This is a genomic window from Arthrobacter sp. FW306-04-A, assembly GCF_044358315.1.
Classification (GTDB): Bacteria; Actinomycetota; Actinomycetes; order Actinomycetales; family Micrococcaceae; genus Arthrobacter.
Map to the genome: position 1 here is coordinate 3,456,084 of NZ_CP084559.1, position 26,989 is coordinate 3,483,072.

25 protein-coding genes are annotated in these 26,989 nt (G+C 65.0%); 8 read left to right on the forward strand and 17 right to left on the reverse strand.

Going from position 1 to position 26,989, the window contains the following annotated elements:
• Nucleotides 1-14: 14 nt before the first annotated feature.
• From LFT43_RS16080 to LFT43_RS16110, 7 genes are all read right to left on the reverse strand, one after another.
• On the reverse strand, nucleotides 15-1,394 hold the full coding sequence (locus LFT43_RS16080; RefSeq protein WP_395798407.1) for a rhodanese-like domain-containing protein: 1,380 nt from the start codon (nucleotides 1,392-1,394) through the stop codon (nucleotides 15-17).
• Nucleotides 1,395-1,488: 94 nt separating this feature from the next.
• A complete protein-coding gene (locus LFT43_RS16085) occupies nucleotides 1,489-2,955 on the reverse strand; it encodes an FAD-dependent oxidoreductase (protein WP_395798409.1) in 1,467 nt (488 codons plus the stop codon).
• A 29-nt stretch (nucleotides 2,956-2,984) separates the two neighbouring features.
• A complete protein-coding gene (gene cobA / locus LFT43_RS16090; RefSeq protein ID WP_395798411.1) occupies nucleotides 2,985-4,241 on the reverse strand; it encodes a uroporphyrinogen-III C-methyltransferase in 1,257 nt (418 codons plus the stop codon).
• An 85-nt stretch (nucleotides 4,242-4,326) separates the two neighbouring features.
• Complete coding sequence (locus tag LFT43_RS16095) at nucleotides 4,327-5,361, reverse strand: LLM class flavin-dependent oxidoreductase (protein WP_395798413.1); 1,035 nt, start codon at nucleotides 5,359-5,361, stop codon at nucleotides 4,327-4,329.
• A 35-nt stretch (nucleotides 5,362-5,396) separates the two neighbouring features.
• On the reverse strand, nucleotides 5,397-6,344 hold the full coding sequence (locus tag LFT43_RS16100; RefSeq protein WP_395798415.1) for an ABC transporter permease: 948 nt from the start codon (nucleotides 6,342-6,344) through the stop codon (nucleotides 5,397-5,399).
• Complete coding sequence (locus LFT43_RS16105; protein ID WP_395798417.1) at nucleotides 6,334-7,071, reverse strand: ABC transporter ATP-binding protein; 738 nt, start codon at nucleotides 7,069-7,071, stop codon at nucleotides 6,334-6,336. Before LFT43_RS16105 ends, LFT43_RS16100 begins: the two co-directional genes overlap by 11 nt.
• A 111-nt stretch (nucleotides 7,072-7,182) precedes the next feature.
• Nucleotides 7,183-8,337, reverse strand: coding sequence for an ABC transporter substrate-binding protein (locus tag LFT43_RS16110; protein WP_395798419.1), 1,155 nt, complete (start codon nucleotides 8,335-8,337; stop codon nucleotides 7,183-7,185).
• Nucleotides 8,338-8,645: 308 nt separating this feature from the next.
• Here LFT43_RS16110 and LFT43_RS16115 point away from each other — a divergent pair, with 308 nt between their 5' ends.
• Nucleotides 8,646-8,870 (forward strand): helix-turn-helix domain-containing protein, encoded by a 225-nt coding sequence (locus LFT43_RS16115; protein ID WP_395798421.1) that lies wholly within the window; start codon nucleotides 8,646-8,648, stop codon nucleotides 8,868-8,870.
• Nucleotides 8,871-8,876: 6 nt separating this feature from the next.
• Nucleotides 8,877-9,140, forward strand: coding sequence for a hypothetical protein (locus LFT43_RS16120; RefSeq protein WP_395798423.1), 264 nt, complete (start codon nucleotides 8,877-8,879; stop codon nucleotides 9,138-9,140).
• A gap of 97 nt (nucleotides 9,141-9,237) precedes the next feature.
• Here the strand turns inward: LFT43_RS16120 and LFT43_RS16125 are convergent, their stop codons facing one another.
• The 5 genes from LFT43_RS16125 to LFT43_RS16145 form a co-directional block, all read right to left on the reverse strand.
• Nucleotides 9,238-10,650: a sulfate adenylyltransferase subunit 1 gene (locus LFT43_RS16125; RefSeq protein ID WP_395798425.1), complete on the reverse strand. Its 1,413-nt coding sequence runs from the start codon at nucleotides 10,648-10,650 to the stop codon at nucleotides 9,238-9,240.
• Nucleotides 10,650-11,636 carry a sulfate adenylyltransferase subunit CysD gene (cysD, locus tag LFT43_RS16130; RefSeq protein WP_395798427.1) on the reverse strand — a complete coding sequence of 329 codons (987 nt, stop codon included), beginning with the start codon at nucleotides 11,634-11,636 and terminating at the stop codon, nucleotides 10,650-10,652. The genes LFT43_RS16125 and cysD overlap by 1 nt, the downstream gene beginning before the upstream one ends.
• Nucleotides 11,633-12,349 carry a phosphoadenylyl-sulfate reductase gene (locus LFT43_RS16135; RefSeq protein WP_395798429.1) on the reverse strand — a complete coding sequence of 239 codons (717 nt, stop codon included), beginning with the start codon at nucleotides 12,347-12,349 and terminating at the stop codon, nucleotides 11,633-11,635. The genes cysD and LFT43_RS16135 overlap by 4 nt, the downstream gene beginning before the upstream one ends.
• Nucleotides 12,346-14,091, reverse strand: coding sequence for a nitrite/sulfite reductase (locus LFT43_RS16140; protein WP_395798431.1), 1,746 nt, complete (start codon nucleotides 14,089-14,091; stop codon nucleotides 12,346-12,348). Before LFT43_RS16140 ends, LFT43_RS16135 begins: the two co-directional genes overlap by 4 nt.
• A 132-nt stretch (nucleotides 14,092-14,223) precedes the next feature.
• Nucleotides 14,224-14,922 carry a sirohydrochlorin chelatase gene (locus LFT43_RS16145; protein ID WP_395798433.1) on the reverse strand — a complete coding sequence of 233 codons (699 nt, stop codon included), beginning with the start codon at nucleotides 14,920-14,922 and terminating at the stop codon, nucleotides 14,224-14,226.
• 63 nt (nucleotides 14,923-14,985) lie between these two features.
• On the opposite strand from LFT43_RS16145, the gene LFT43_RS16150 reads away from it, so the two are divergent.
• Nucleotides 14,986-15,657 carry a trimeric intracellular cation channel family protein gene (locus LFT43_RS16150; protein ID WP_395798435.1) on the forward strand — a complete coding sequence of 224 codons (672 nt, stop codon included), beginning with the start codon at nucleotides 14,986-14,988 and terminating at the stop codon, nucleotides 15,655-15,657.
• Between the two features lie 13 nt (nucleotides 15,658-15,670).
• Nucleotides 15,671-16,096 (forward strand): hypothetical protein, encoded by a 426-nt coding sequence (locus LFT43_RS16155; protein WP_395798437.1) that lies wholly within the window; start codon nucleotides 15,671-15,673, stop codon nucleotides 16,094-16,096.
• A gap of 113 nt (nucleotides 16,097-16,209) precedes the next feature.
• Here the strand turns inward: LFT43_RS16155 and LFT43_RS16160 are convergent, their stop codons facing one another.
• From LFT43_RS16160 to LFT43_RS16175, 4 genes are all read right to left on the reverse strand, one after another.
• Entirely contained in the window at nucleotides 16,210-17,028 is an 819-nt protein-coding gene (locus LFT43_RS16160; protein WP_395798439.1) for an endonuclease domain-containing protein, read from the reverse strand.
• A gap of 382 nt (nucleotides 17,029-17,410) precedes the next feature.
• Nucleotides 17,411-18,514: a polyprenyl synthetase family protein gene (locus LFT43_RS16165; RefSeq protein ID WP_395798441.1), complete on the reverse strand. Its 1,104-nt coding sequence runs from the start codon at nucleotides 18,512-18,514 to the stop codon at nucleotides 17,411-17,413.
• A 9-nt stretch (nucleotides 18,515-18,523) separates the two neighbouring features.
• Nucleotides 18,524-19,867 (reverse strand): geranylgeranyl reductase family protein, encoded by a 1,344-nt coding sequence (locus LFT43_RS16170; RefSeq protein WP_395798443.1) that lies wholly within the window; start codon nucleotides 19,865-19,867, stop codon nucleotides 18,524-18,526.
• A 22-nt stretch (nucleotides 19,868-19,889) separates the two neighbouring features.
• Entirely contained in the window at nucleotides 19,890-20,666 is a 777-nt protein-coding gene (locus LFT43_RS16175) for a demethylmenaquinone methyltransferase (protein WP_184738484.1), read from the reverse strand.
• 161 nt (nucleotides 20,667-20,827) lie between these two features.
• Between LFT43_RS16175 and LFT43_RS16180 the strand changes: the two genes are divergently transcribed.
• The 4 genes from LFT43_RS16180 to LFT43_RS16195 all read left to right on the forward strand — a co-directional run bounded on the left by LFT43_RS16180 (nucleotide 20,828) and on the right by LFT43_RS16195 (nucleotide 25,141).
• On the forward strand, nucleotides 20,828-22,204 hold the full coding sequence (locus LFT43_RS16180) for an isochorismate synthase MenF (protein ID WP_395798446.1): 1,377 nt from the start codon (nucleotides 20,828-20,830) through the stop codon (nucleotides 22,202-22,204).
• 200 nt (nucleotides 22,205-22,404) lie between these two features.
• Nucleotides 22,405-23,358: an ABC transporter substrate-binding protein gene (locus LFT43_RS16185; RefSeq protein WP_395798448.1), complete on the forward strand. Its 954-nt coding sequence runs from the start codon at nucleotides 22,405-22,407 to the stop codon at nucleotides 23,356-23,358.
• A 35-nt stretch (nucleotides 23,359-23,393) separates the two neighbouring features.
• On the forward strand, nucleotides 23,394-24,368 hold the full coding sequence (locus LFT43_RS16190) for an amino acid ABC transporter permease (RefSeq protein WP_395798450.1): 975 nt from the start codon (nucleotides 23,394-23,396) through the stop codon (nucleotides 24,366-24,368).
• A complete protein-coding gene (locus tag LFT43_RS16195; RefSeq protein ID WP_395798452.1) occupies nucleotides 24,365-25,141 on the forward strand; it encodes an amino acid ABC transporter ATP-binding protein in 777 nt (258 codons plus the stop codon). The genes LFT43_RS16190 and LFT43_RS16195 overlap by 4 nt, the downstream gene beginning before the upstream one ends.
• Nucleotides 25,142-25,254: 113 nt before the next feature.
• Here LFT43_RS16195 and menD read toward each other — a convergent pair whose 3' ends face one another.
• Nucleotides 25,255-26,964 carry a 2-succinyl-5-enolpyruvyl-6-hydroxy-3-cyclohexene-1-carboxylic-acid synthase gene (gene menD / locus LFT43_RS16200; protein WP_395798454.1) on the reverse strand — a complete coding sequence of 570 codons (1,710 nt, stop codon included), beginning with the start codon at nucleotides 26,962-26,964 and terminating at the stop codon, nucleotides 25,255-25,257.
• Nucleotides 26,965-26,989 lie beyond the last annotated feature (25 nt).

Consider the following 26,989-nt stretch of genomic DNA (forward strand, 5'->3'; position numbering starts at 1 on the left):
GGAAGCCCAGGCATCTAGGCCGGAGCGGCGCTCGCCAGTTCGACGCCGGCGCCCGAGGCCTCGCGGAAGGCCGCGTCAATGAGCACGACGTCGCGGCCGGCCTTGTGCAGCAGGCTTGCGGCGACGCCGGCCCGGTAGCCGGAGGTGCAATGCACCCAGGTCCTGACGTCCGGCAACTGCTCCATCCGGAGCAAAAGCTCATGAAGCGGAACGTTCACTGCCCCTTTGACGTGCGAGGCGGCAAATTCCTCGGTTCGGCGCACGTCCAGCACCGTGTCCCCGGGGGTTCGGGCGCGCACCATCCCCGTCCAGTCCGTGCGCGGATAGCTCACCAATGAGATGCCGGGAGCAAGCTCTTTGGGATCCCCTCCGACTGCGGCGTCCGGGGAGTCGATTCCGATCCTCGCGAGATCGCGGATGGCCTTTTCGACGTCGTCGTGGGCGCCCAGCAGGGTGAGCGGCTGGTTCCATGGCAGGACCCAGCCCAGGTAGCTCGTGAAGCTCGATCCCGTCCCGTATTCAAAGGCCACGCTGCCGCGCAAATGGCTTGCGGCGAATGCCACGCGGTTACGCAGGTCCACCACCCATTCCCCGTCCTCAAGCCGGCGCTCCAACTCCGCGGGTTCCACCGATTCCGGTATGTCAAGCACCGCCGGGCCTGGTCCGTGGGAATTGAGCGGGCTCATGTGCGCGTAGTAGCTCGGGTAGGCCGTGATATTGGCGAGGAGGTGCCTGACGAAGTGGTCTTCGTCCGGGTCCGTGAGCGCATGGTTGGTGGCGGCTTGCTCCCCGATCGTCGAGGCGGGGATCCTGCTCGCGGGACCGATGGAGCAAAAGGAACCGAAGCCATGCGTGGGATACAGGACCGCGTCCGGGGCTGCCTCAGCCACGAGCCGCCGAACTGAGGCGTACTGGTCATGGGCCAGCCCGGCCGTGTCTTCTGAAGCAATCAAATCGGTCCGGCCCACAGAACCGTACAGCAGGCTGCCACCCGAAAACACGGCTTGCCGCACACCCGCTCCTGGGTCGGGGTCCGAAACCACATAGGCAAGATGGGTGTGCGTATGGCCCGGGGTGGCTACGGCTTTGACGGACAGTCTGCCTACCTTGAACGCCTGCCCAGGAACAACTGGCTCACGTTCAAACGCGACGCTGTCCGCGGCATTCACCAAGTACCGGGCGTTGTGGTCTCGGGCAAGAACGAGCCCGCCCGTGACGTAGTCGTTGTGGATGTGGGTTTCAGCGACGTACGTGATGGCGACACCTGCGTTGCGAGCGGCTGTGTCGACGCGGTCGGTATCACGCTGGGGGTCGATCACGAGCGCCACCGAGCCGTCATGTACGAGATAGCTGCGGTCCCCCAGCTGGGTCGTTTCGACGACGACAACTTCCATGACGCGAGTCTAGCCCCGATAACAAGCAACGCGGGGTCACTTAGCGCCCATTCCGATGCTCCGGATGGGCGCTAAGTGACCCCGCGTTGTAGTCCTAGACCTGGGCCGCCACGCCGTCGCGGGAAATGTCCACCATGTCTTCGCGCGGCACAACCTTGATGCGTTCGCGCCGAACCTCGACGCCGTGGGAGGTGCCGGCGCCGGAGGCGGCTGCGCCAAGCCCAAGCTCGTGGGCATCCAGCGTCAGCCAGCCTTCCCAGCTCGTGAACTTCACGCCGCGGGCGTCCAGGAGATCGACGACGGCGTCCGCCTCGGGAACGGGGGCGGACGGCAGGTTCTCGCGGTCTTCCAGGAGGTACGTGACCGTCTCCAGTGCGTCACCCTTGGTGTGCCCGATCAAGCCGATGGGACCGCGCTTGATCCAGCCCGTGGCGTACAGGCCAGGAACGTGCTCGCCGGAAGAGTCCAGCACGCGGCCGCCGTCGTTCGCGACGACCCCGCGCCGGTGGTCGAACTCGACGTCCGGGAGGGCGGAACCGAAGTAGCCGATGGCGCGGTACACAGCCTGGACCGGGTACTCGACGAACTCGCCAGTGCCGCGCGCGTTGCCGGTCCCGTCCAGCTCGGTGCGCTCGAACTTGATCGCGGCAACCTTGCCCGGAGCCTCTGCGGAATCCACGATCTCCACAGGGCTGTGCAGGAAGTGCAAGTGCAGGCGGCGGGAGGCCTTGAGCTCGGAGAGGTCCTCGGGCTGCTCTGCGATCCAGTTGGTTAGCGTGCCCACCATGGTCTTGGTCTGGTTGTTCGTCTGGATTTGGCGGTCCGACTCTTCGTCGAACTCGAAGTCCTCGGCGTACAGGATGATGTCCACATCCTTGGAGTGCGACAGTTCGCGCAGCTCGAGCGGGGTGAACTTCACCTGCGCCGGTCCGCGACGGCCGAAGACGTGAACGTCCGTGACCGGGGATGCCTTGAGGCCGGTGTAAACGTTATCCGGAATCTCGGTGACCAGGAGGTCATCGGCGTGCTTGGAGAGGACACGGGCCACGTCCAGTGCCACGTTGCCGTTGCCGAGCACCGCCACGGAGGTGGCTTCCAACGGCCACTCGCGGGAAACGTCAGGGTGGCCGTCGTACCAGGAGACGAAGTCGGCGCCGCCGAAGGAGCCTTCAAGCTCGATGCCCGGGATGTTCAGGTCCGCGTCCTTGATGGCGCCGGTGGCGAAGATGACGGCGTCGTAGTGTGTGCGCAGGTCCTCGATGGAGATGTCCGTGCCGTAGTCCACGTTGCCGAAGAATCGGATGTCGCCGCGGTCCAGGACCTTGTGCAGGGCGTTAACGATGCCCTTGATACGGGGGTGGTCCGGGGCAACGCCGTAGCGGATCAGGCCGTAGGGGGCCGGGTAGCGGTCGAAGAGGTCGATGCTGACAGTCAGCTCGCCGCTCTTGACGGCCTCGCTCTTCGTCAGGATGTCCGCAGCGTAGACGCCGGCCGGGCCGGAGCCGACGACGGCGACGCGCAGCGGGCGTGCAGCGGTTCCTACGGTGGTGCTAGATGACACGGCTGTGTTCCTTTTCAGTGTGCTGAGGGCTAGGGGGTAACGACGCGGGGCTTGTTGGGGCTCAGGGTGCTGTAGTAAGCGGTCTTGAAATGCTCGGGCGCGAACGGGCTGACACGCACAACATCGCCGATCACAATCACTGCGGGATTTGCGACGCCGGTGGCCTCGGCTTGGTCGGCAATGGTTGCCAAGGTGCCGATCGTGACGCGCTGTTCGGGCATGTAGCCGTTCTCTACGATACCTACCGGCGTGTCCAAGGGCATGCCGGAATCCGCGAGGGCAGCTGCGGATTCGCGGAGTTTGGCGACGCCCATGAGCAGGATCACGGTGTGGTCGGGACGGGCCGGGACCTCGGACAGTTCCTCGTGGCCGGTCACCACGCTGAAACCCTTTGCGAGCCCGCGGTGCGTCACGGGAATGCCTGCTGCGGCCGGCACGGATATCGCTGAGGTGACACCGGGAACCACTTCAACCTCGACGCCGTTCTGCCGGCAGAATTCCGCTTCCTCGCCGCCGCGGGCCAGGACGTAGGGGTCGCCGCCTTTGAGCCTGACCACGCGGTGGCCGGCCAGTGCCTCTTCCACGAGGATCCGGTTGATCTCCAGTTGCGGCACGGGGTGGTGGCCAGGGGTCTTGCCGACCTCGATCACGCGGACGTCCGGAGCGAGTTCCTGCAGCAAGTCGCGCGGTCCGAGGCGGTCTGCGACGACGACGTCGGCCTGGCCCAGGAGGCGGCGGCCGCGGACCGTGATGAGCCCGGAGTCGCCGGGACCTCCCCCCACGAGGGCGACGCTTCCGGTTGAAGCACGACGACGGCGGAGCGGGAGGTCCCCTGTCTCAAGCGCGGTGGCAACGGCGTCGCGCAAGGCCATGGCGCGGCGAGGATCTCCGCCGGCGTTGATCGCGATCTTGACATCGTCCACAACGGCCACCGCCGGGGTCCAGGCTGCGGAGGACTCGTGGTCCGAAGCGTTGACGCACCAGATGCGCTGCGCCTCGGCGTCGGCGGCTACCTGGGCGTCCACAGCGGCAACGCCAGTGGCCGTCTGGACGAACCAGACGCCGTCGACGTCCGAGGAAAGGTAAGTGCGCGGCTCCCAGGTGAGCAGGCCGGAGGCTGCGAGTTCGCGGAGCGCGCCAGAGGCAATCGGGGCCACCACGGTCACCCGCGCACCGACGTCGAGCAGTCCCTTGGCGCGTCTCGCAGCCACGGGTCCTCCGCCCACCACCAGCACCGGGCGGCCGAGCAGCCGCAGTGCTGTGGGGTAGATGTCCTGTATTGCCATGAAAAAACTGTAGGGCCGGGCCGTAACATGCTTCAAAGGTCCGGAAACACCAGTTCACGCTAGGTAACCCTGCGTCACATTCCTCTTACGCTGTGGGTGCTTCCCAGCCGATCGCCGGCGCCACGTATTTGGCGATGTTGCCCAGCAGCTTGGCGTTGTACTCAACCCCGAGTTGGTTGGGCACGGTGACGAGCACCGTGTCCGCAGCCTGGACCGCGGCGTCCTTCGCGAGGTCCTCCGCCAAGGCACCGGGCTCGCCGACGTAGCTCTTGCCGAAACGGGACAGGGCACCGTCGAGCATGCCCACTTGGTCCCGGTTCTCCACCTGTGCGCGGAGCCCGAAGTAATGTTCGTCCTCGGCGTCCACCACGGGAATGATGCTGCGGCTGACCGAGACTCGCGGCTCAAAACCATGTCCGGCTGCTGCCCATGCCTCCCGGAACATCCTGATCTGTTCAGCCTGGAGTTGGTCGAACGGAACCCCGGTGTCCTCGGTGAGCAGCGTGGAGCTCATGAGGTTCATGCCCTGTTCCGCGGCCCAGACGGCGGTCTTGCGGGTGCCGGCGCCCCACCAGATGCGCCGCGGCAGCCCGGCCGACGTCGGCCGGATCGGCAGGAGGCCACGGCCGCCGCCCATGAACGAGGGATCCGCCTCTGCCACGCCGTGGCCTGCGATGGCGTGGCGGAATACTGCGGTGTGGCGTCGGGCCATAGCGGCATCATCTTCGCCCTCGGCTGGCGCGTAGCCGAAGTACCGCGCGCCGTGCAGTGCCGGCTCGGGTGAACCACGGCTGATGCCCAACTGGAGCCTGCCCTGGCTGATGAGATCCGTGGCTGCTGCTTCCTCGGCCATATACAGAGGGTTCTCGTAGCGCATGTCGATCACGCCGGTGCCCATCTCGATCCGGCTGGTCCGGGCCGCGATGGCAGCCAACAAGGGGAACGGCGAGGCCTGCTGGCGCGCAAAGTGGTGCACGCGGAAGAAGGCTCCGTTGATGCCGAGTTCCTCCGCCGCGACTGCGAGGTCGATCCCCTGCAGCAGGGCGTCGCCTGCCGAAGGAGTCAGTGAGCCTTGGACCGGCCCCCAATGGCCGAAGGAGAGAAAACCGATTCGTTTCATGCCCGCGTCAACCACAGGGTGGGCCGGGGAATTCCTTAGCGTGTGCTCCCCGCCAGCAACCCGCGGCGCAGCAGGAGACGGCGCTCAATGGGCGCGAACACCACGAGTTCGATCAGGATGCCCACAAACAGGATGGCCAGGATCGCGGACATGACCGTGGCCATGTCAGACAAGGTCCGGCCTTGGTCCAGGAGCGAACCGAGTCCGAAGCCGATGGTGCCGCCGACCGCGATGATTTCGGCAGCCATGAGGGATCGCCAGGAGAAAGCCCACCCCTGCTTGAGGCCGCCGAGGTAGCCGGGGAGAGCTGCGGGCAGGACAATCTGCAAGGCCATCTGGATCCGCGATGCTCCGAGGACCTTGCCCACGCTGCGGTATTGCGGCGGGATCTGGTCGACGCCGGAAATCAGCCCGTTGATGATGGACGGGATCGCACCCATCAGAACAACGAAGTACACGGTGCCGTCCGATAGCCCGAACCAGATGATGGCGGCCGGAACCCACGCCACGGATGGAAGCACCTGCAGCCCCGAAATGAGCGGGCCGAAGGCACGGCGCAGCGGCTGCACTTGCGCGAGGAGCAGGCCCAGCGGGGTGGCCACGGCAACGCTGATGAGAAACCCGATCACGCCGCGCTGGAGTGAGGTCAGGACGGCTTCCTGGGCTTTGCCTTCGGCCCAAAGAGCACCGAACTGGCTCAGGACATCAAGCGGACCGGGAACCTGGTCGCGACGTTTAAAGCCCAGCGAGACGTAGAACTGCCACGCCAGGACGAGCACCAGAAGCGCTGCAATGGGGAGGATGATCCGGGTCCAGTCGATACGCGCCTTGCGGTGTGAGTCCGACTGCAATTTGTCCAGGCCGGCCTCAAGGTCCCGGAGCTCATCCGGGTTTCCCTTCAGGGACGGCGAGGTGATGTGCCGGGACTCCGGAGCCTGCTCGGCGTTCTCCGCGACGAGTCGGGTTTCCTGTTCAATTGGCATGGCGGCGGATCTCCTCGCGCAGGCGGCGGGTAATGGTTCCAGTCAGTTCCCCGGCACGGCCGGCGTCGGTCCGGTGTTCCTCCGAGACGTTCCATTCGGCCACAACCCGTCCCGGACGGGAGGACAGCAACAGCACCCGCTGGCCCAGCCGCACGGCTTCGCGCACGTTGTGGGTCACGAACACGATTGTGCGGCCGGTTTCCTTCCAGATCCGCTCCAGCTCGTCGTGGAGAAGGTCGCGGGTGATGGCATCGAGCGCGGCGAACGGTTCGTCCATGAGCAGCAGCTGCCGGTCCTGGGCCAAAGCGCGGGCCAGGGCGACGCGCTGCCGCATGCCACCTGAGAGCTCATGCGGGCGCTTGTCCCCCGCCCCGCCCAAGTGGACGAGGTCCAACAGTTCGCCTGCACGCGCAGCGCGCGAAGCCTTGCTCGTGCTGCCGGACTTGTCGGCCAGCTTCAGCGCTAGTTCGATATTGCCGCGGGCAGTGAGCCACGGGAAGAGCGCAGAATCCTGGAACATGAAGGCGGCGCCGTCGCTGGGCACCTCCAGAGCGCCCGACGTCGGCTGGTCCAGTCCCGCGAGGATGTTCAGCAGGGTGGATTTGCCGCAGCCGGACGCACCCAGCAGGGCCACGAACTCGCCCTGCTGGATGGTGGCGTTGACGTCGTCCAATACCGGGGCGCCGTCGCCGAAGCGTTTACCCAGGTGTTCCAGTACGACTGGCATGGTCCCGTCCTTCGTTTGTTGCTTCGTTTGTTGAATGTGCACCCAACTAATCCCCGCCGCCACCCTCGCCTCGCAAGCTCGGCCCGGGAACCCTGGCGGCGTGGGCCCAGTTCAGTCCTGGCCCAATCCTGCGGCCGATGTCTTCTGTCCCGTGACGCCGTTGAGGGCGCGGAGGTCGAAGATGCCGTTGATGTCGGCCGGTTTGGTGATGCCCGCGTCCACGCCGTCCTGGAGGAGTTTCTTGTAGGTCCCGGCGAGCGGGTCCACGGTGAAGGTGATGTTCTTCAGGGAGCGGTCGATCACGTCGGCCGGGAGCGTGCTGCCGGCGGTCGCCTTCAGCGCGGCGTTGATGGCGGTGGCCTTGTCGGCGGCCGGGGCCGTGTTGAGCCAGTTGACGGAGGCTTCGTGGCCCTGGAGCAGGGCGGTCACGGTCTGGGGGTGTTCGGCGGCGAACTTCTTGCTGACGATCAGGATCGTGGTAGGGAATTCTCCCTTGTCCCACAGGTCCTTTTCGTCCATCAACACCTTGCCTCCGGCCTGGAGCACCAGGCGGGAGGCCCAGGGCTCGGGCAGCCAGGCGCCGTCGAGCTTTCCGTCCTGGAAGAGCTTGAGGGTCTGGGCGTTCTCGGTCGGGTTGACGGCGACGTCGCCGCCGCCGTTCGGGTTGGTCTTCAGGCCCTGCTTGCCCAGCCAGGCGCGCAGCGCCACGTCCTGGGTGCCGCCGAGCTGCGGAGACGCCAGGGTCTTGCCCTTGAGGTCCGCAGCGGAGTTGATCCCGGGCTTGACGACCAACTGGGCGCCGCCCGAGGCCGCACCGGCGATGATGCTGATGGATGCGCCCTTGCTCTGGACGAAGGAGTTGATGGCCGGGTTCGGGCCGAGGTAGGCAGCGTCGATCGCACCGGCGTTCAATGCCTCGATCGCGGCCGGTCCGGCGTTGAATATCTGGGTGGTGAGCTTGGTGCCGCCCAGCTTGCCGGCGATGATGCCCTTGCTCACCCCGACCAGTGCGGGAGCGTGGGTGACGTTGCCGAAGTAGCCGAGCCGGAGTTCCGCGGCGGGCGTCGTTGCCGCCGCAGGCGTCGTTTCGTTGTTCTTCGCCACAACCGATGCGACGGCGGCGCCGGCACCGATCAGGAATACGAGGCCGACTGCGATGCCGATCTCGAGCGCACGGCGGCGCTTGGGCTTGCTGCTTTCACCCGCGACGATGCGCGTGGTTCCCGGGTTGGAGCCGGGCTGCGGGGATTCTGGAGTCTTTGACATGGTGATCCTTGAAGTGCGTGGAGGGGTTGGGCGGGTTGTCAGGCCCCGCGACATCGCCCTGAGAGGGCAGGCAAGGACCAATCCGAAGAGGTCATGGATTCACCATAGGGACTGTCATAATTGCCGTTCAATGACCCGGAAACCCGGGGTCACGCACGTTCATGCGGCGTCACAATTGCACCGGGAAAGTCGCCTCGCTCGTTGTCGCCGTACAGCGACAGCGACTATTGTCGCCGTACGGCATCAAATGTCACTGTTGCCGTACGGCGATATTCATGGAAGTAGCCGCACGGCGACAGGAGTCTTTTATGTTTACAGTCCGCGAGGCAGGGCCCCTTGTGCGCGAACTCCGGGAAGAACAAGGTTGGACACAAGTCGAACTCGCACGCCGGGCCGGAGTGTCCAGATCCTTCCTCGTGGACCTGGAGGCCGGGAAGTCTACGGTTGAAACCTGGAAATTCATGGACGTCTTCCAAGCGTTAGGCTACGAAATAGCCATCCGGAACCGTGAAACGGGCAAGGTGCGCTGGTGAGTACGCGTGAACAGCAGGATCGACAGTGCGATGAATGTGGGTGGGGAATACAGCCTTGAACGCATCAGTCGGTTGAACCTCGCAGGGCTTGGCCCCAAATTCGGGCTCTCGATCGAGCAGGCCAATGAAACCGTCACGGAGGTTTCCACCGGCGTGGTCCCGGCCTTCGAGTCGGCCCGTGCGCAGATTGAAGCCCAAGGCGCGGACGCACGCTCAGTTGCGGACGATGTTCTCCGCGGACTGGTCAGGCTCCCACTGGTCGGCGCCTGACGGCTGGCCCAAACGCAAAAAACCGCAGCTTGTTTCCCATCCCGGTCCTTGAAGTCGGGGCTTGGGAAACAAGCTGCGGTTCCGCTGACCGACAAGGTCAGATGACGTAACGCTCGTCCTCGTGGTCGCCCGGGTGGTCCTTCACCAAACCGGCAGCCAAGGTGTTGCCGTCCACGGGATCGATCACCAGGAACGCGCCCGTGCGGCGGTGGTGCAGGTAATTCTCGAGGGGCAGCGGTGCGGCGAGTCGAAGCTGGGCGTTGCCGATGTCGTTCAGCTCGAGGCTGGAGGCAGCCTCCACGTTGAACGTGGCCAGGTCCAGCTTGCCCGTCACATTGCGTACCAGCGCCTGGACGGTCCGGGTCCCGTGCTTCACGAGCACCTTGGCACCTTCACGCAGCGGCTTCGGCGAGAGCCAGCACAGCGCTGCGTAAAGGTCGGCCGAGCTCTCGCGCACCGTTCCTGCCGCGGCAATGGTGTCACCGCGCGCGATGTCGATCTCATCGGCCAAGCGGATCGCCACGGACTGGGGAGCAGTGGCCTCGGCCAGCTCATTGCCGGCGAAGTCGATCCCCGTCACGGTTGTGATCCGGGGCTCATGGCCCGGGCTCAGGACGGTGACCTTGTCGCCGAGCTTCACGGTCCCTTCCGTGATCTGGCCGGCGTAGGCGCGGTAGTCGCGGTACGCCTCGACGTCGAGCCCTGCGGCGACGGCGTCGGGAGCCAGCGCGCCCTGCGGGCGGATGACCAGCTGGACCGGGAAGCGGAAGCTTTCCAGGTGGCTTTCAAGCTCGTCAGCAGCCGGAAGGGTCTCCAGGACCTCGAGCAGTGCCGGGCCGCTGTACCACGGGGTGCGGTCCGAGCGGTCCACCACGTTGTCGCCGTCGAGCGCTGACACCGGGATGACCACGACGTCGGCAATGCCATCGCTGCCCAAGCCAAGCTCGCGCGCAACCTTCTGCACGTCCGTCTCGATTTCGCGGAAGACGGACTCGCTGAAGTCCACGAGGTCGATCTTGTTCACGGCGATGATCACGTGCGCCACGCGCAGCAGCTGCAGCACGGACAGGTGCCGGCGGGTCTGCTCCAGGACTCCCTTGCGGGCGTCAATAAGTACGACGACGGCGTCCGCTGTGGACGCGCCGGTCACCGTGTTCTTGGTGTACTGAACGTGTCCGGGGCAGTCCGCGAGGATGAAGCTGCGGCGGTCGGTGGCGAAGTAGCGGTAGGCGACGTCGATGGTGATGCCTTGTTCCCGCTCAGCACGAAGGCCGTCGGTCAGGAGGGCAAGGTCGATCGCCTGTGTGCCGGTGGCGCCGGCTCCTCCGAAGCCGCGGTCCGCTGAGGTGCGGGCCACGGCGTCGAGCTGGTCGGCGAGGATCGCCTTGGAATCGTGAAGCAGGCGTCCCACCAGGGTGGACTTGCCGTCGTCGACGGATCCAGCCGTTGCAAAGCGGAACAGTGTGGATTCGCGCAGGCCGGTCTCCAGGAGTGAAGTCTCAGTGCTCATTAGAAGTAGCCGTCCTTCTTGCGGTCTTCCATGGCTGCCTCGGAGATGCGGTCATCTGCACGGGTGGCGCCACGTTCGGTGAGTGTGGATGCGGCAACTTCGACAACTACGTCGGCAACGGTGCGGGCGTCGGAAAGGACGGCGCCGGTGCAGGACATGTCGCCTACGGTGCGGTAACGCACGAGCTTCGTAATGACTTCCTCGTGCGGAAGAGGCATGGAGACCTCACCGACTGCGCGCCACATGCCGTCCCGCTCGTAGACTTCGCGCTCGTGGGCGTAGTACAAACCGGGCAACTCAATGCCTTCGCGCTCGATGTAGCGCCAGACGTCCAGCTCGGTCCAGTTGCTGATGGGGAATGCCCGGACGTGCTGGCCGACGGTGTGGCGGCCGTTGTACAGGTTCCACAATTCGGGGCGCTGGTTGCGGGGATCCCACTGGCCGAATTCGTCGCGCAGGCTCAGGATGCGTTCCTTGGCACGGGCCTTGTCCTCGTCGCGGCGGCCGCCGCCGAAGACGGCGTCGAACTTGTTCCGCTGGATCGCATCCAGCAGCGGCACGGTCTGCAGCGGGTTGCGGGTACCGTCGGCACGTTCGGCGAGTTCGCCACGGTCGATGAACTCCTGCACGGAGCCAACCACGAGCTTGAGGCCTAGGCGCTCCACCGTGCGATCACGGAAATCGATGACCTCAGGGAAGTTGTGGCCAGTGTCCACGTGCAAGACGGGGAACGGTACCTTGCCCGGCCAGAATGCCTTGGTGGCCAGGTGCAGCATGACCACGGAGTCCTTGCCGCCGGAGAACAGCAAGGCAGGCTTCTCGAACTCGGCAACAACCTCGCGGATGATGTGGATGGCCTCGGACTCCAACGTGTCCAAAGACGAGAGGCGAGCCGACCGCAGAGCCGGAGCGGCAGCCGGCGTCTCAGCAGCGTCGGTTTCCAGCACAGACAACTCCAGGTCCTCGTTGGTGATTTGGGTACTCATACGTGTAGTCCGCATTCTGTCTTGTCGGTTCCTGCCCAGCGGCCGGAGCGGGGGTCCGCTCCTGGGGCCACTTTCCTGGTGCACGGCTGGCATCCGATAGACGGGTAGCCCTGGCTCAGGAGGGGGTTGACGGGAAGGATGTTGTCTTCGGAGTACTGGACCAGTTGGTCGAAGCTCCAGTCCGCCATCGGGTTGACCTTGACCAGGCCGTTGGTCTCGTCCCAGGTGATCAGCGGAGTGTTGGTCCGGGTGGGGGCCTCGTCGCGGCGCACACCGGTGAACCAGACTTCGTAACCGGCCAGGGTCCGGCGCAACGGCTGGACCTTGCGGAGCGCGCAGCACTGGGCGGCGTCGCGGGCAAACAGGTCCTTGCCGAGAAGGCGGTCCTGCTGCTCCACGGTGTTTTCCGGGAGCACGTCCACGATGTTCACACGCAGGTTCGCAGCGACCTCATCCCGTGTGGCGTGGGTTTCCGGGAAGTGGTAGCCGGTCTCCAGGAAGAGAACGTCGACGCCGGGAAACTGGTCCGCGACAAGAGCCGGCAGCACGGCGTCGGCCATGGAGCAGGCCACGGCGACGGCGGGCAATTCGAAGTTGCGGGCCACCCAGGCGATGACGTCGCGGGCGGGCGCGTTCCAGCCGAGCTCTGCGGCACCGGATTCGGCCAGGGCCTTGAGTTCGTCGTGGGAGCGGAGCTTGACGGTGGTGGTCACTGGAGATCTCCTTCATCGGCGGAGTGTGCCCATTCGGCGAAGGTCTGGCCTTCGGCACGGTCGGCGACGAACTTCCTGACAACCCGTTCCACGTAGTCGGGCAAGTCCTCGACGTAAACCTTGAGGCCGCGCACGGTGCGTCCGAGGCCTGCTTCTTCGCGGTCGGAGGAAGCCAGCCCGCCGCCCAAGTGAACCTGGAAACCCGGGGTGGGGTCGCCGTCGGGCGTTGGCAGCATCATGCCCTTGAGCCCGATGTCCGCGGTCTGGATGCGGGCGCAGGAGTTGGGGCAGCCGTTGATGTGCAGGGATAGTGCCTGCGGCAACTGACCGCTGTCCGCGAGATCGGCCAGGCGGCGTTCCAGTTCAGCGACGGCGGTGGCTGCCGTGACCTTGGTTTCCACGATGGCAAGCTTGCAGAATTCGATCCCGGTGCAGGCGATGGTGCCGCGGCGGAACACGGACGGACGTGCGGAGAGGCCCAGCGTGTCCAGTTCGGCGACGAGCGGTTCCACCTGCTCCTTGGCGACGTCCAGCACAACGATCTTCTGGTGCGGCGTGGTGCGCAGGCGGAAGGAGCCACGGGCTTCCAGGGTGTCAGCCAGCTTCACGAGCTGGTTCCCCGAGAGGCGACCAGCCAACGGCGTGGCACCAATGAAGAACTTGCCGTCCTTCTGTTCGTGCACTCCAACGTGATCGCCGGGTGTCGAAGGCTTTGGCGCCGCGGGGCCGTCCGCAAGCTTGAAGCCGAGGTATTCGTCTTCAAGGATCTGGCGGAACTTCTCCGGACCCCAGTCGGCCAGGAGGAACTTCAGGCGGGCCTTGGTGCGCATGCGGCGGTAGCCGTAGTCACGGAAGATGCTGGTGACGCCGAGCCATACTTCGGCGGCTTCCTCGGGCTTCACGAACGCGCCGAGCCGCTTGGCCAGCATGGGGTTGGTGGAAAGTGCGCCGCCAACCCACAGGTCGTAGCCAACGCCAAGCTCGGGGTGGACCATGCCGACCAGGCCGAAGTCGTTGATCTCGTGGACAACGTCCTGCGAGGGGTGGCCGGTGATGGCGGTCTTGTACTTGCGCGGCAGGTTGGCGAGCTCGGGATCGCCAATGAAGCGCTCCGCGAGTTCGTGGATCAGGGGCGTGGGATCGATGATCTCGTCCTTGGCGATACCTGCGACCGGGGAGCCCAGGATGACACGCGGGACGTCGCCGCAGGCCTCGGTGGTGGACAGGCCAACGGATTCGAGGCGACGCCAGATCTCCGGCACGTCCTCAACGCGGATCCAGTGCAGCTGGATGTTCTGGCGGTCAGTTAGGTCGGCGCTTCCGCGAGCGAAGTCCACGGAAATCTGGCCGATCACGCGCAGTTGCTCGGTGGTGAGCGCACCGCCGTCGATCCTGACGCGAAGCATGAAGTACTTGTCCTCGAGCTCGTGCGGCTCAAGCGTGGCGGTCTTGCCGCCGTCGATCCCTGGCTTGCGTTGGGTGTACAGGCCCCACCAGCGGAAGCGGCCGTGCAGGTCCGTGCCGTCGATCGAGTCGAAGCCGTGCTTGGAATAGACAGACTCGATACGCTCGCGGACGTTCAGCCCGTTGTCTTCCTGCTTCCAGGTCTCGTTGGCGTTGAGCGGCGCGGTGCCATCAACCTTCCACTGGCCATGGGGTTTAGCGGCAGGACGGGCGGTGCGGGCCGGGCGCTTGGGTGCAGCCTCGTCCGCAGACGCTCCGGCTAGAGCTGTATCAGTCATGCATCGACTGTAGAACCGCCCAGATTTCTCCAACAATGGAGCAGAAACGAAGAGTCACCTAGGGAAACATTTCGTCACGAACCGCCGTCGGACCTTGTTCGAGAGGCCCCGCTATGCATTCGAAAGATCGGATTAGGACCGGGCGGCGAGCACTGCGTCGTAGCGTTCCAGGGCGATCTCCGCGAGGACTGGAGAAGGCAGCAGCGGCGCCGTCACCACGTCGGCCCCGGCCTTGGACAGCTGGTCATGGAAGTAGCCCGTGGCCAGCAAGTATGAGGACACAATGACCCGGCCGCCGTCGTCGGTGACTTCGGCGCGCAAGGTCGCGACGCCGTCGGGCACGTTCGGCTCGGCACTGGCGCCATAGGCAACGCGCACTTTGTTGGGCAGCAGCTCGGCGAGCTGACGCGCTTGCTCTTCCGAATCGACCGAACCGTCCGGCAAGGACGAGCCCGCAGCGGCGAGCAGGACGCCGTCGTCGTCGCCCAGGCCGGCGTCGCGCAACCGTGCGGCGAGCAACTCCGCGAGGCGCGGATCCGGCCCCAGCGGCGGTGCCGCGGACACCTCCGGGCGGGACTTGATCGCCTTCGGGATGTCCACCTTGACGTGGTACCCCGTGCTGAGTAGCAAAGGAACGACGACGGCGGGCGTGCCTTCCCGGAGGCCCGCCACCACGCCGGACAACTCCGGTTCCTGGACGTCGACGTAGGCCTCAACAACAGTCAGGCCGGGACGGAGGGCCTCGATTTCAGCCATGACCTGGCGGATGGCGGCCTGCCCTTCGACGTTCCGGGTTCCGTGGGCGCACGCGATCAAGACGGGGCTGTTCATGGGTGCAAGCGTAACGTTGGGCAAGCAGGATCGCCCGTCTGTGAACGAAGAATGGAGCTGCATTTGTTCACTTTTGACCTCGCGCTGGTTTGGCTGGATCTGGCCGGCGTGTTCTTTTTCGCTGTGTCCGGGTCCTTGCTCGCGGCCAAGAAGCAGTTCGACATCATCGGCTCTCTTCTCCTGGCTTCGCTCGTGTCCCTGGGCGGCGGCGTCATCCGCGACATCATCATCAACGCCGGCCCACCCGCGGCGTTCACCAACCCGGTCTACCTTCTGCCGCCTCTGCTGGCCGCTGTGCTGGTGTACTTCCTGTTTTCAAACATCCAGCGCTTTACCTCGCTGTTGACGCTGTTCGACGCCGGCGGGCTGGCTTTGTTCTGCATCACCGGAACGCTCAAGGCGCTGGCCGCGGGGATGAATCCGGTGGCTGCAATCCTGTTGGGCGTCACCACTGCCGTGGGCGGTGGACTGCTCCGCGACATCACCGCCAACGAAATCCCCACGCTCTTCGATGCCCGGGATCTGTACGCCCTGCCGGCCTTCAGCGGAGCGGCACTGACGGCCTTGCTCTGGAACATGGGTGCCTTCAATGGGTTGACTGCGGCCCTGATTGCCGCCTTGGCTTTTGCCTTCCGTGTGGTGGCTTGGCGTCGAGGTTGGCGAGTGCCCTTGGCGGTCCGTGGATGGCATCGCGCCGGGGTCTCGACGGGCGCCGATTCACGTGCCCGCGATTAGCTAGGATGGGAGCATGACTGACATGTTCCTCGAGAAGTTCCGCGCGCTTGTACCGAAGTATCTCGAGGACGAATGGCAGGAAGAAGACGGACTGACCGTTTCCGAGCTGGACGAAGCCTTGGCCACCCATTCGTTCACCATTCCCATGGTTTTGCGCGAGTTCTATCTTGCGATCGGTGGTTGCGAGGACCTCATGGAGGCTTACCACTACTTCTGGGACCCCGAGGAACTCGAAGTTGACGACGAAGGCTTCCTGATGTTCCTGGAGGACGAGGAAGAGCAATTCACCTGGGGCTTCCGCGTGGGCGACCTTGGCGTCCCCGATCCCATCGTTTGGCGCCGCAACAATGCCCGCGGCCAGTGGAAATCCGAAGAAGGCACGTTCTCCGAGTTCGTGTTCGACATGTTCGACTGGGCTTTCAGCGACGAAGAAGACTGAGGGTTTCTTCAGCGAGGCCGGAGCTTTCTCCCCACCTTTGGGCTGAGTTGGGCCCACGAGCCGCTTGTTTCCGGGGCCTATCACCTTGAGTTCCGGCCAAAACCGGGGAGTTTTCAGCGGCTTCCTTGGCGAAGGACCTGGAGAACTTCGGCAAGCACGGTTTCTCGCTGATACACAATCTGCGAATAGTCGTATCTAAGAACCAGAAAGCCCTTCACCGTTCCTGCGTTGTTGCGTCGCCTATCCTTCTTGACCTGCCGAGGCTCCAGGTGGCTCTCCCCATCCACCTCCACGATCAGCCTTCCTTCCAGCAAGAAGTCCACAATGCCGATTCCGGGCAATTCGACCTGAGTCTCGGTACGTATGCCGGCTTGCCGAAAAAGTATCCTCGCCACAACCTCGATCGGAGAATCTGCCGAACCGTCCGCCAACGAGAGCACCTTTCTGGCCGCCCCGTTCCGGTTGCCTGGCAGTCTCTCACGGAGGTAGTCAAGATTGGTCCGTCCTTGGAGGAGTGCACTTTCCACCATGACGGCCGCCTCGACTTCAGGCAGGCAGCGGAGGGAATGCAGCAGCGTATCTGTCAGGCTGGCCACTGGTCGGATGCTCCGCGACTCCACCACTGACTCCCGGTGGACCACAAATCCCTTGGCGTTTCCGTGCCGGCACAGTAAATGGAGAGTCCGAGGTTCGTGCAGCACCCAGATGCCGTTGTGTCGGGCGCCGGATGCGCACGTGAGCAGCCCGTTGGCGCTGAGGGCAGCCACGATATCTTCCTGGGCACCCGCCAAGGCCAGCACACCCCTGCGTCGCCGAACCACTCCGCCGCCAGCAACCGCAGCCCTAACGGCGCGGTCGGAGAAGCCAGCCTGCTTCACCGTGGAAGTTCTTGCGGCCGAGCCAGCGTATTTCAGGAAGCCAACGAGGTCCATGAGGCAACTTCAGCAGTTTGGCGAGGACCCAGGAAGGCAAGGAGCCTGCTATGTGGATAATCGCCACGCGCACGAAACTCCCCGGTTTTGACCGAGATGAGCGGATCCCGACGCCGAGAATTCATGCCTTGTGGTCCAGGGCAGCGTCAAAGGTGGGGAGTTTACAACGCGATGGTCCACGCAAGCTCCGGAAAATCTATTGACGGGGAAAGTTGCACCCGTGACAAAACTGTCATATGCTGTAACCGGATTCACTAAATGCCTCCGGTGAGTCTGATGCGAACGGAGATTATGGTCCCGGTTCGTTGCAGCGCTTGACTCGTAGCGTTGCAAGGAACCGGGGCCATTGCATTTAAGCGGGGCGCCCCAAAAGCACCAACAACTAACTGGCGCGCTCCACCACGGCGTGGGCAAAGTTCGTGAGCGATTCCTTGACCACGCCTTCGGGCAACGGCTTCAAGGCCTCAATGGCTTCCGCGGACCACTGACGCGCAATGACCCAGGATTCAGCGGTGACAGGGTGCTCGCGCAGTCCGGAGACTGCCAGCGCCAGCGCTTCATCGGAAGACAGGTCGCCGTCCACCAGCTTCAAGAGTTCGACGGCGGACTGGTCGCCATTGTCGGCAGCCTTGCGGAGCAGCAGGACGGGCAGAGTGGGAACGCCTTCGCGGAGGTCCGTCCCCGGGGACTTGCCGGACTTGACCTTGACACCCGTAACGTCGATGACGTCGTCGGCCAACTGGAAGGCCACGCCAACTTTCTCGCCGTATTCCACGAGCACGTTTTCGAAGGCTTCGTCGGCGCCGGCGAAGATGGCGCCGAGCTGGCCGGAGGCGGCAACCAAGGAACCGGTCTTGTCGGCGATAACGGAGAGATAGTGCTCCACGGCGTCTTCGCCCTCACGCGGGCCTACGGTTTCGTGCAACTGGCCCAGGCACAGGCGTTCGAAGGTGCGGGCCTGGATTCCCAAGGCACGGGAACCGAGTTCGGACACCAGGATCGAGGCCCGGGCAAAGATCAGGTCACCCGTGAGGATTGCCACCGAGTTGCCCCAGACTTCGTGGGCCGTGGGAGCGCCGCGTCGGTAGGGCGCGGAGTCCATTACGTCGTCGTGGTAGAGGGTTGCCAGGTGCGTCAGTTCAACCACGACGGCGGCCTGGACCACTTCCGGACGGGAGGCGTCACCGAGGTGGGCGCACAGGAGCGTCAACAGCGGGCGGATGCGCTTGCCGCCGGCTTCCACCAGGTGACGCGACGTTGCGTCAGCCAGGGGATCCGAGTTGGCAATTGCTTCGCGGAGCTTCTTCTCCACCCGGGCAAGGTTGGTGGTGATGGCAGGACCCAGCTCCACGTCCTTGGCGATAGCCGCAAAACCGGCAGGAAGCTGCAGGCCAGTGGCGATCGCGGTGGTGGTCGGTGCGGGTTCGACAGTGTCCGGCAGGCCGTGACCGGCGTGCGTCCAACTGTGTTCGGCAGAGTGAGTCACGGGTTAACCCTAACTTTTCGCGGTGGAAAGCGTTGATTCGGTGCCGGCGCGGGTAGAAACGACGGTGGACGTGGTGTTGGACGTGGCTGGCACAAGCATCTCGAGGACGCGGATGACGCGGTCCTCGAAACCCTTGGCGGACGCATCCGTGAGGTTGGCGAGCAGCCTCACCACAAAGCGCATCAGCACCGGTATGGGCATGCCCGTCCGCAACGCGAGCTTCATGACGGCAGGCTTTCCGATGAGGGCCGCAAAGACGCGTCCCAAGGTGAAGTGTGAACCCCACTGGTCCCGCACGTAGTCCGCGTACCGCGAAAGGTGCGCGTCGGCGTCGTCGGAGCCCCATCCCGCTGAACGCGAACGCGAGGACGCGTCGATGATGAACTCGGCCGCAAAGCGGGCTGACTCCATGGCGTAGGAAATGCCCTCGCCGTTGAACGGGGAAACCATGCCGCCGGCGTCGCCCAGGAGCATGAGCCCCGGCGAGTAGTGCGGGGTCCGGTTGAAGCCCATGGGCAGCGCGGCGCCGCGGATCTCCCCCACCTGGTTTTCCGGGGTGAAGCCCCAATCGGACGGCATGCCGGCGGTCCATTCGCGCAGGACCTGCTTGTAGTCGAGCTTGCCGAATTCCTTGGAAGAGTTCAGGATTCCGAGGCCGACGTTGGACGTTCCATCCCCGACGCCGAACACCCAACCGTAGCCGGGCAGCGGCTTTCCGGACTTGCCGGGGAGCTCAAGCCAACCTTCCATCCAGTCGTCGTCGTGGCGGGGCGAGGTGAAATAGGTGCGGACTGCGACGCCCAGCGGGCGGTCATCGCGCTTGTGCATGCCGAGCGAAACGGCTGTGCGGGTCGAATTGCCGTCCGCGGCGAGTACGACGTCGGCATGGAAGTCGAGCGTTTCGCCCGTCTTGCGTCCGGTCTCGTCGAGGATCGCCGCACGGGCGCCGATCACCCGCCCGGCGTCGTCGCGCAGGGCTTCGGTCACGCTGTGGCGTTCAAGGACGACGGCGCCGGCAGCCTGGGCGTGCCGGGCCAACTCCTCGTCGAATCCGAGGCGGGTTCGGATGAGTCCGTACGTGGGAAAGTCGGCGACTTCGGGCCAGGGCAGCTCGATGGTCCGGCCGCCGGCAATCAGCCGGAGTCCTTTGTTGCGGCGCCACCCCTGGTCCTCGGCGTGCGGGAGGCCGAGTTTCTGGATTTCGCGGACAGCGCGGGGAGTGAGGCCATCGCCGCAGACCTTTTCGCGCGGGAAGCTGGTCTTTTCCAGCACCGTCACGGCTATTCCAGCCCGGGCAAGGTAGTACGCGGCGGTGGACCCGGCTGGTCCTGCGCCGACTATCAGTACGTTCACAGCGTCCTTGTTAATAAGCCGGTCAGCGGGACTGGTCGCCGGCTTGGCGGCGCGGCTTGATTTGGCGGCGCAGCTTCGCCACGGGGACGCTTTCCCGGTGTTCAGCCCCGGGCTTCTGGGCCCGGTGTACTGCCACGATTCCACCGCTCAGGTTGCGGTAGTTGACGTCCGTCCAACCGGCTTCCTGCAGCCAGGCGGCCAAGTGGTCCTGGTCCGGCCAAGCGCGGATGGACTCGGCAAGGTACACGTAGGCGTCCGGGTTGGAAGAGACCTTGGTGGCGATGGCGGGCAGTGCGCGCATCAGGTATTCGGTGTACATAGTGCGCCAAAGGGGCACCACCGGGGCCGAGAATTCTGCGATGACCAGGCGTCCACCGGGCTTGGTGACGCGGAGCATCTCTTCGAGTGCCTTGTGCGGTTCGTTGACGTTGCGCAGGCCGAAGGAAATGGTGCACGCGTCAAAGGAGTTGTCCGCGAACGGCAGATTGGTGGCGTCTCCGGCAACGAAGTTGATGTCCGGACGGCGGCGCTTGCCAACCTTCAGCATCCCCAGCGAGAAATCGCAGGCCACAACATCCACTCCGGCGTCGGCGTACGGTTCGCTCGAGGTACCGGTGCCGGCAGCCAAGTCCAGGACCTTTTGGCCCACCCGAACATCCATCGCTTCCACGACGACGCGGCGCCAACGCCGGGTCTGCCCCATGGACAGGACATCGTTGACGACGTCGTATTTGGGCGCGACATCGTCAAACATCGTCGCAACTTCGTCCGGACGCTTTTCCAAGGATGCTCGGTTCACCCTGCAATTGTCTCAGACAATTTTGGGGAGAACTTTCGGGGCGCTCCGTAGTGGCTGGGTTCCCGGCCAGGTTCCCGGCCAGGTTCTCGGCCAGGTTCCCGCCGGGGCTCCCGTCCGGCGAACGCGGTTGCCGTTGCCCGCGGGAGTAATGTTGTTCCATCATGACGAGCACGCTCCGCACCTTGACAGTCCCCCTCGATGTTGATTCATCCTCCGGGGGGCTGCCGTCGTTTCTGGTCCGGGACGACGTCCTGTGCTGGTCCCGCCGCGAGAACGGGCTGGTGGGCTTTGGCGAACTCGCGCGCTTCACTGCCACCGGGCCCGACCGTTTCCTCGAGGCCGATATCTGGTGGCGCCACCTCGTCATTGAGGCGGACGTCACGGATCCCCTCGAGATCCCCGGCACCGGCCCGGTAGCCTTTGGCTCCTTTGCTTTTTCCAAGACGTCCGCCTTTGAATCGCGCCTGATCCTTCCGGAGATTGTGGTCGGGATCCGGGACGGGCAGTCCTGGCTCACCCAGTTGACGCTCGACGACGTCGAACTCACCGAGGCGGGTGCCCTCGCCGCCCTCGCGGGCTGGCTGAGTCCTTCGGACGGTGATTCAGCGAACGGTGAGTCTGCGGCGGCTGGACGCTCCGCCGTCGGGCACTCCGCCGTCGGGCACCCAACTGCCAGCCAGTTGGGGGACGGGAAGGTCACACTGGAGAGCGGTTCGCTGAGCGAAGCCGACTGGAAGCAGGCCGTCGCCGACGGCGTGACGGAAATCCGGACGGGAAAGCTGGAGAAGCTCGTCCTCGCCCGCGACGTGGTGGCAACGCTGCCCGACGGCGTCAACGCCGCCCAGGTGCTCCGCCAGCTAGCCAGCCGTTACCGCGAATGCTGGACTTACGGCGTCGACGGCTTGGTGGGCGCGACGCCGGAAATGCTCATCCAAGTGGAGGGCCGCACCGCGCAGGCACGTGTCCTGGCCGGGACGCTTGACCGGCGCGATGCGGAGGGGATGGACGGCTCCCCGATGGAATACGCCGAACGGGTACTTGCCGGTTCCGAGAAGCAAAGGCATGAGCACGAGATCGCCATCCAGTCGCTCACCACGCAACTTGCGCCCTTCTCCGAGGCCATGAACGCCCACAGCGAGCCGTTCATCCTGGAGCTGCCGAATGTGTGGCACCTGGCCTCGGACGTGAAGGCTGAACTTGCCGATATCGAGGGACATGTCCCTACGTGCCTCGCCCTGATCAACGCACTTCACCCCACGGCCGCCGTGTGCGGTACGCCTACTTTGGTGGCCGGGGAACTGATCCGGGAGCTTGAGCACATGGACCGCGGGCCGTACGCGGGACCGGTCGGATGGCTCGACGCCGCGGGCAACGGCGAGTGGGGCATCGCACTGCGTGGTGCCATCATCGAGAGCCCGACGACTGTGCGCCTCTATGCGGGCTGCGGGATCGTTGAGGGCTCCGTTCCCGAGGCCGAGCTGGCCGAGACGTGGGCCAAATTCCGGCCGATGCTTGAATCGCTTGGTATCAACAACTAAGGCTCCAACGCCAGGAGTCCGCTCCTCACCCACCCCCTCGGATGTCTGGGATGCGAGACAATAGCCCTGGCAGGGGTCTTGATTTTTTACTTGGTAGGTTATCCAATAGTAAAACTTAGTTTTCTGTGACGCACATCTCATGTTCGGCGCTACACTATGAACCGATTAGTTTCGCATCCACTGCAAAAAAAGGTAAGAAAATGCAGAAATTCCGTTCGCTTCCGGTCAGTTCGACGCTCAAGGCTGCAACCATCATCGCAATCGGCGCCTTGGCCCTGACTGCCTGCACCAACGCGTCAGAGGCCGGCCCGTCGAGTGCCGCCTCGCCTTCTGGCAGTGCTAACGCAAGCTTTGACCCCACCACCATCACCAAGGACGACACGCTGGCTGCTTTGGTCCCCGCGGCCATCAAGTCCAAAGGCACGCTGACCGTCGGCTCGGACACCACCTATGCTCCCGCGGAATTCCTCGGGACCGACGGCCAGACTCCGGTCGGTTACGACGTCGACATCGCCAAGGCAATCGGTGCCACACTCGGCCTGAAGGTCCAGGTGCAGACCGCCGAATTCACCGGCATCCTCCCCGCCCTCGGCCCCAAGTACGATCTCGGCATCTCCTCGTTCACCATCAACCCCGAGCGACTCGGCGCCGTCAACATGGTCAGCTACTTCAACGCCGGCACCGCCTGGGCCGTGCAGAAGGGCAACCCGAAGAAGTTCTCCCTGGATGACGTCTGCGGCAAGTCCATCGGTGTGCAGACCGGCACCGTCCAGGAAGACCCGGACCTCTCGGGCCGCAACAAGAAGTGCGCAGCTGACGGCAAGCAGCCGATCAACATCGTCACCCTGAAGAACCAGACCGACGTCACCACCAGGCTCGTCAACGGCAGCATCGACGCCATGGCAGCCGACTCCCCCATCATCGGTTACGCCCTGACCCAGACGAACGGCCAGCTCGAGAAGCTTGGCGACGTTTACGACGCCGCTCCCCAGGGCATCGCCGTTGCCAAGCCGGACACCGCCCTCGCCGATGTCATCCAGAAGACCCTGACCAAGCTCATGTCTGACGGTTCATACAAGAAGATCCTCACCGGCTGGGGCAACGGCGAAGGCGCCATCACCAAGTCCGAGGTCAACCCGGCGGTCAAGTCTTGAGTATTCCCGCCACCGATAACAAATCAGGTGCACAGATGGATCATCATCAAGCAGGCCACGCGGCGCCCGTGCTGAACAATGCGGTGCCCGTCAGGCATCCTGGGCGGTGGATCAGCGCTGTCGTCATCCTTGGCGTCTTGGCGCTAATGATTCAAAGCGTGATCACGAACCACAACTTCCGTTGGGACGTGGTGGGCACCTACATCCTGGACGTGAAGGTCGTCCAGGGTGTTGGCTGGACGTTGCTCTTGACTGTGGCTTCGATGGCCATTGCGATTGTCCTTGCCATCCTGCTGGCGGTCATGAGGCAGTCCGACAACCCGGTCCTGCGCTACACCTCTTGGGTTTGGGTCTGGTTCTTCCGCGGCACCCCGGTCTACACACAGTTGGTCTTCTGGGGCCTGATCGCCGTCCTCTACCCCAAAATCAGCGCCGGGGTGCCCTTCGGCCCCGAGCTGTTCAGCCTGGACACGAGCACAGTCATTACGGCTCTTGTTGCCGCGATTCTGGGGCTTGGCCTTAATGAATCGGCCTACTTGGCCGAGATCTTCCGGGCCGGCCTGAAGTCCGTGGACAAGGGACAGACCGAAGCCGCTGAAGCCCTGGGCATGGGCAAGGGCAAGATCATGTGGCGCATCATCCTGCCCCAGGCCATGCGCATCATCGTCCCGCCCACCGGTAACGAGACCATCGGCATGCTCAAGACCACCTCCCTGGTCCTGGCCGTCCCGTTCACCTTGGACCTGACCTTCGCGACCAACGCCCTGGCCAACCGGATCTACCTTCCGGTGCCGCTCCTGATCGTGGCGGCCATCTGGTACCTGGTCATCACCAGCCTCCTCATGGTCGGCCAGCACTACATCGAGGCCTACTACGGCAAGGGCGTGGACACCAACCTGGCCCCGGCCGTCATCAACCCCGCGGCCGCCAAGGCGGCCGCGGCAGTGGCACCGAGTGCCGAAGCAGAGCCGTCGCTGAAGATGGACTTCCCGGAGGATGAGGCAAAATGACGATCACCACCCAGAAACCGCTGGTGCGGATCGAAGGCCTCCACAAGTACTTCGGTCCCCACCACGTGCTCCGCGGCATCGACCTGACGGTCAACCAGGGCGAAGTGTCCGTTGTGATCGGCCCGTCCGGTTCCGGCAAGTCCACCATGCTCCGCTGCGTGAACCTGCTCGAAACCATCAGCGCCGGCCGCATCTCCGTCGGTGACCAGCTGATCGGCTATCGCGAAGTCAACGGCCGCCTCCACGACCTGAGGGTCAAGGAAATCGCCGCGCAGCGCCGGGAAATCGGCATGGTCTTCCAGCGCTTCAACCTGTTCCCGCACAAGACCGCGCTCTACAACGTCATGGAAGCGCCCGTGCAGGTCAAGGGCAAAGCCAAGGGTGTCGCCAAGAAGCAGGCCCTTGAACTGCTGGACCGTGTAGGCCTGGCGGACCGCGCCAACCACTACCCGGCACAGCTTTCCGGTGGCCAGCAGCAGCGCGTTGCCATCGCTCGGGCCCTGGCCATGGAACCCGAGCTGATGCTCTTCGATGAGCCCACCTCCGCCCTTGACCCCGAACTCGTGGGCGACGTGCTCAACGTGATGAAGGACCTTGCCAAGTCCGGCATGACCATGATCGTGGTGACCCACGAGATCGGCTTTGCCCGCGAGGTCGGCGACACGCTGACATTCATGGACGGAGGCGTGGTGGTGGAATCGGGTGACCCCCGCGAAATCATCGCCAACCCCCAGCACGCCCGCACCAAGGAATTCCTCAGCCGAGTGCTGTAGTTCCTGCGCTGCGGTAAATACCCGGCGACGCGCAAATGCCCTGTCGAGGCTGGAAACCCTCGACAGGGCATTTCCGCGTCGCCAGCCAGTGTGCGCGTCGCCAGCCAGACCCCCTACGCCCCCAGCAACACCTGGGAGACAGCCGCGCCCACGGCAGCCTTGATGCGCGCATGCAACGGGCGCAGGTCGTAACGGTCCGTGCGTACCTCGACGATGCTGCGCCCCTTCAAAGGCGAGGCAAGCACGGCGGCGAGCTCCGCCGTCGTACGCACTGGAGTGTGCCCGACGCCGTATGCCGCGGCCAGCGCGGAAATGTCAACGCTGTGCGGGGTGCCGAAGAGGCGCTCGACGGCGGTGCCGTAGCCGCCGTCGTCCTCCACCTTGCCGTGCTCGAGGAGGCCGAAGATGCCCCCGCCGGAGTCGTTGAGGACCACGATGCGCAAGTCCGGCCCGGGTTCTCCGGCTCCGAGGAGCAGGCCGCCGGCGTCGTGCAGGAAGGTGACGTCGCCCAGGAGGACGGTGGTTTCGCGGCCCGCGCCGAGGGCGATTCCTGTAGCCGTGGAGATGGTTCCGTCGATGCCCGCGAGGCCGCGGTTCGCGAAAACCGTGGCCAGCGGCTCTGAGGCGGGCTGTCCGGCGAGGTCGACGTCGCGGATGCCGTTGGAAGAGCCCAGAACCAGCTGACCGCGGGCGTGTTTCCAAATGGCGGCTCCCACGGCGGGTCCGTTGGCTGCCTGCTCTGCGTCGAGAACACTGTCGAGCGCGTGTTGGGCTGCGGCCCCAGCGAGGAGCCAGGCGTCGAGCCACTCAGCCGAGCCCCGGCCTGCGAACACCTCCAATTCAGCCAGCGAATCAAAGCGTTCCTCGCGACGCCGGCCGTGCTCGTACCAGGCCACCGGAACGGGCTCGTACATCGCGGCGGGGAGGTCGTTTCGGGCCAACAGGGCGGCGACGGGCCGCGAAAGGGTCGGCCGTCCGAAGACCACCACCCGGTCGATCGGCAGGGCAGAGCTTGGCCCGAAGTTGTCCAGCATCAGCCGATACGGCCCGATCGCATTGGGGCCGAAGCGCGCGTTGGATGAGGGCTCGGCCAGCAAGGGAAAGCCGTGGGCGCGGGCGAACGCCTCGGCGACCGGACCGGCGTCGTGCCCTGCAAGGACCACCGTCCGCCGTTCGGTCAGTTCGGCGGGAGCAGGCGGCATGGTCAGCGGCTGAGGACCGGAGTCGTAGTGGAAGACGCCGCGGCCCTGCGTGGCGGGCAGGGACTCACCCTGTTCCGGAACCAGTGGCTCGCGGAAGGCAAGGTTGAGCTGCACCGGGCCCGGAGGGGTGTCCTCGAGGGCCCCAGTTGCGGCGTAAAGGGCGGTCTCGACGGCGCGCTGCGGGTTGCTGCCCGCGGGAATGTCGACGGCGAAGCGCACGTGTTCGCCGAAGAGGTCCAGCTGGATGGTGGTTTGGTTGGCGCCGGTACCCAGGAGTTCGGCGGGACGATCGGCCGAAAGGACTACGAGGGGAACCGCGGCGTGGTTGGCCTCCATGACCGCGGGGAGGAGATTCCCGACGGCGGTGCCTGAGGTGGTGAGGACGGCCGCTGGGGCGCCCGTGGACAGGGCCAGGCCCAGGGCCGTGAAACCGGCTGAGCGTTCGTCGATCCTTACGAGGAGGCGGACGTTTCCGGCTGCTTCGGCTTCGGCTAGCGCGTAGGCCATGGGTGCGGAGCGCGAACCCGGAGAGACCACCACGTACCGCACACCGCTGTCGAGCAACGCCTTAACGGCGATCCGGGCAGCGGCGAGGGAGCTCAGGGAGCCTTGCGAAGTCACCGCACCAGTCTATTAGCGGCGCCTC

Bases quoted from the DNA above. Each gene is read 5' to 3' on its own strand.
- LFT43_RS16080 (WP_395798407.1), bottom strand. From the start codon at position 1,394: ATGGAAGTTGTCGTCGTCGAAACGACCCAGCTGGGGGACCGCAGCTAT.
- cobA (WP_395798411.1), bottom strand. From the start codon at position 4,241: ATGGCAATACAGGACATCTACCCCACAGCACTGCGGCTGCTCGGCCGC.
- LFT43_RS16095 (WP_395798413.1), bottom strand. From the start codon at position 5,361: ATGAAACGAATCGGTTTTCTCTCCTTCGGCCATTGGGGGCCGGTCCAA.
- LFT43_RS16100 (WP_395798415.1), bottom strand. From the start codon at position 6,344: ATGCCAATTGAACAGGAAACCCGACTCGTCGCGGAGAACGCCGAGCAG.
- LFT43_RS16105 (WP_395798417.1), bottom strand. From the start codon at position 7,071: ATGCCAGTCGTACTGGAACACCTGGGTAAACGCTTCGGCGACGGCGCC.
- LFT43_RS16110 (WP_395798419.1), bottom strand. From the start codon at position 8,337: ATGTCAAAGACTCCAGAATCCCCGCAGCCCGGCTCCAACCCGGGAACC.
- LFT43_RS16115 (WP_395798421.1), top strand. From the start codon at position 8,646: ATGTTTACAGTCCGCGAGGCAGGGCCCCTTGTGCGCGAACTCCGGGAA.
- LFT43_RS16125 (WP_395798425.1), bottom strand. From the start codon at position 10,650: ATGAGCACTGAGACTTCACTCCTGGAGACCGGCCTGCGCGAATCCACA.
- cysD (WP_395798427.1), bottom strand. From the start codon at position 11,636: ATGAGTACCCAAATCACCAACGAGGACCTGGAGTTGTCTGTGCTGGAA.
- LFT43_RS16140 (WP_395798431.1), bottom strand. From the start codon at position 14,091: ATGACTGATACAGCTCTAGCCGGAGCGTCTGCGGACGAGGCTGCACCC.
- LFT43_RS16145 (WP_395798433.1), bottom strand. From the start codon at position 14,922: ATGAACAGCCCCGTCTTGATCGCGTGCGCCCACGGAACCCGGAACGTC.
- LFT43_RS16155 (WP_395798437.1), top strand. From the start codon at position 15,671: ATGACTGACATGTTCCTCGAGAAGTTCCGCGCGCTTGTACCGAAGTAT.
- LFT43_RS16160 (WP_395798439.1), bottom strand. From the start codon at position 17,028: ATGGACCTCGTTGGCTTCCTGAAATACGCTGGCTCGGCCGCAAGAACT.
- LFT43_RS16180 (WP_395798446.1), top strand. From the start codon at position 20,828: ATGACGAGCACGCTCCGCACCTTGACAGTCCCCCTCGATGTTGATTCA.
- LFT43_RS16185 (WP_395798448.1), top strand. From the start codon at position 22,405: ATGCAGAAATTCCGTTCGCTTCCGGTCAGTTCGACGCTCAAGGCTGCA.
- LFT43_RS16190 (WP_395798450.1), top strand. From the start codon at position 23,394: ATGGATCATCATCAAGCAGGCCACGCGGCGCCCGTGCTGAACAATGCG.
- LFT43_RS16195 (WP_395798452.1), top strand. From the start codon at position 24,365: ATGACGATCACCACCCAGAAACCGCTGGTGCGGATCGAAGGCCTCCAC.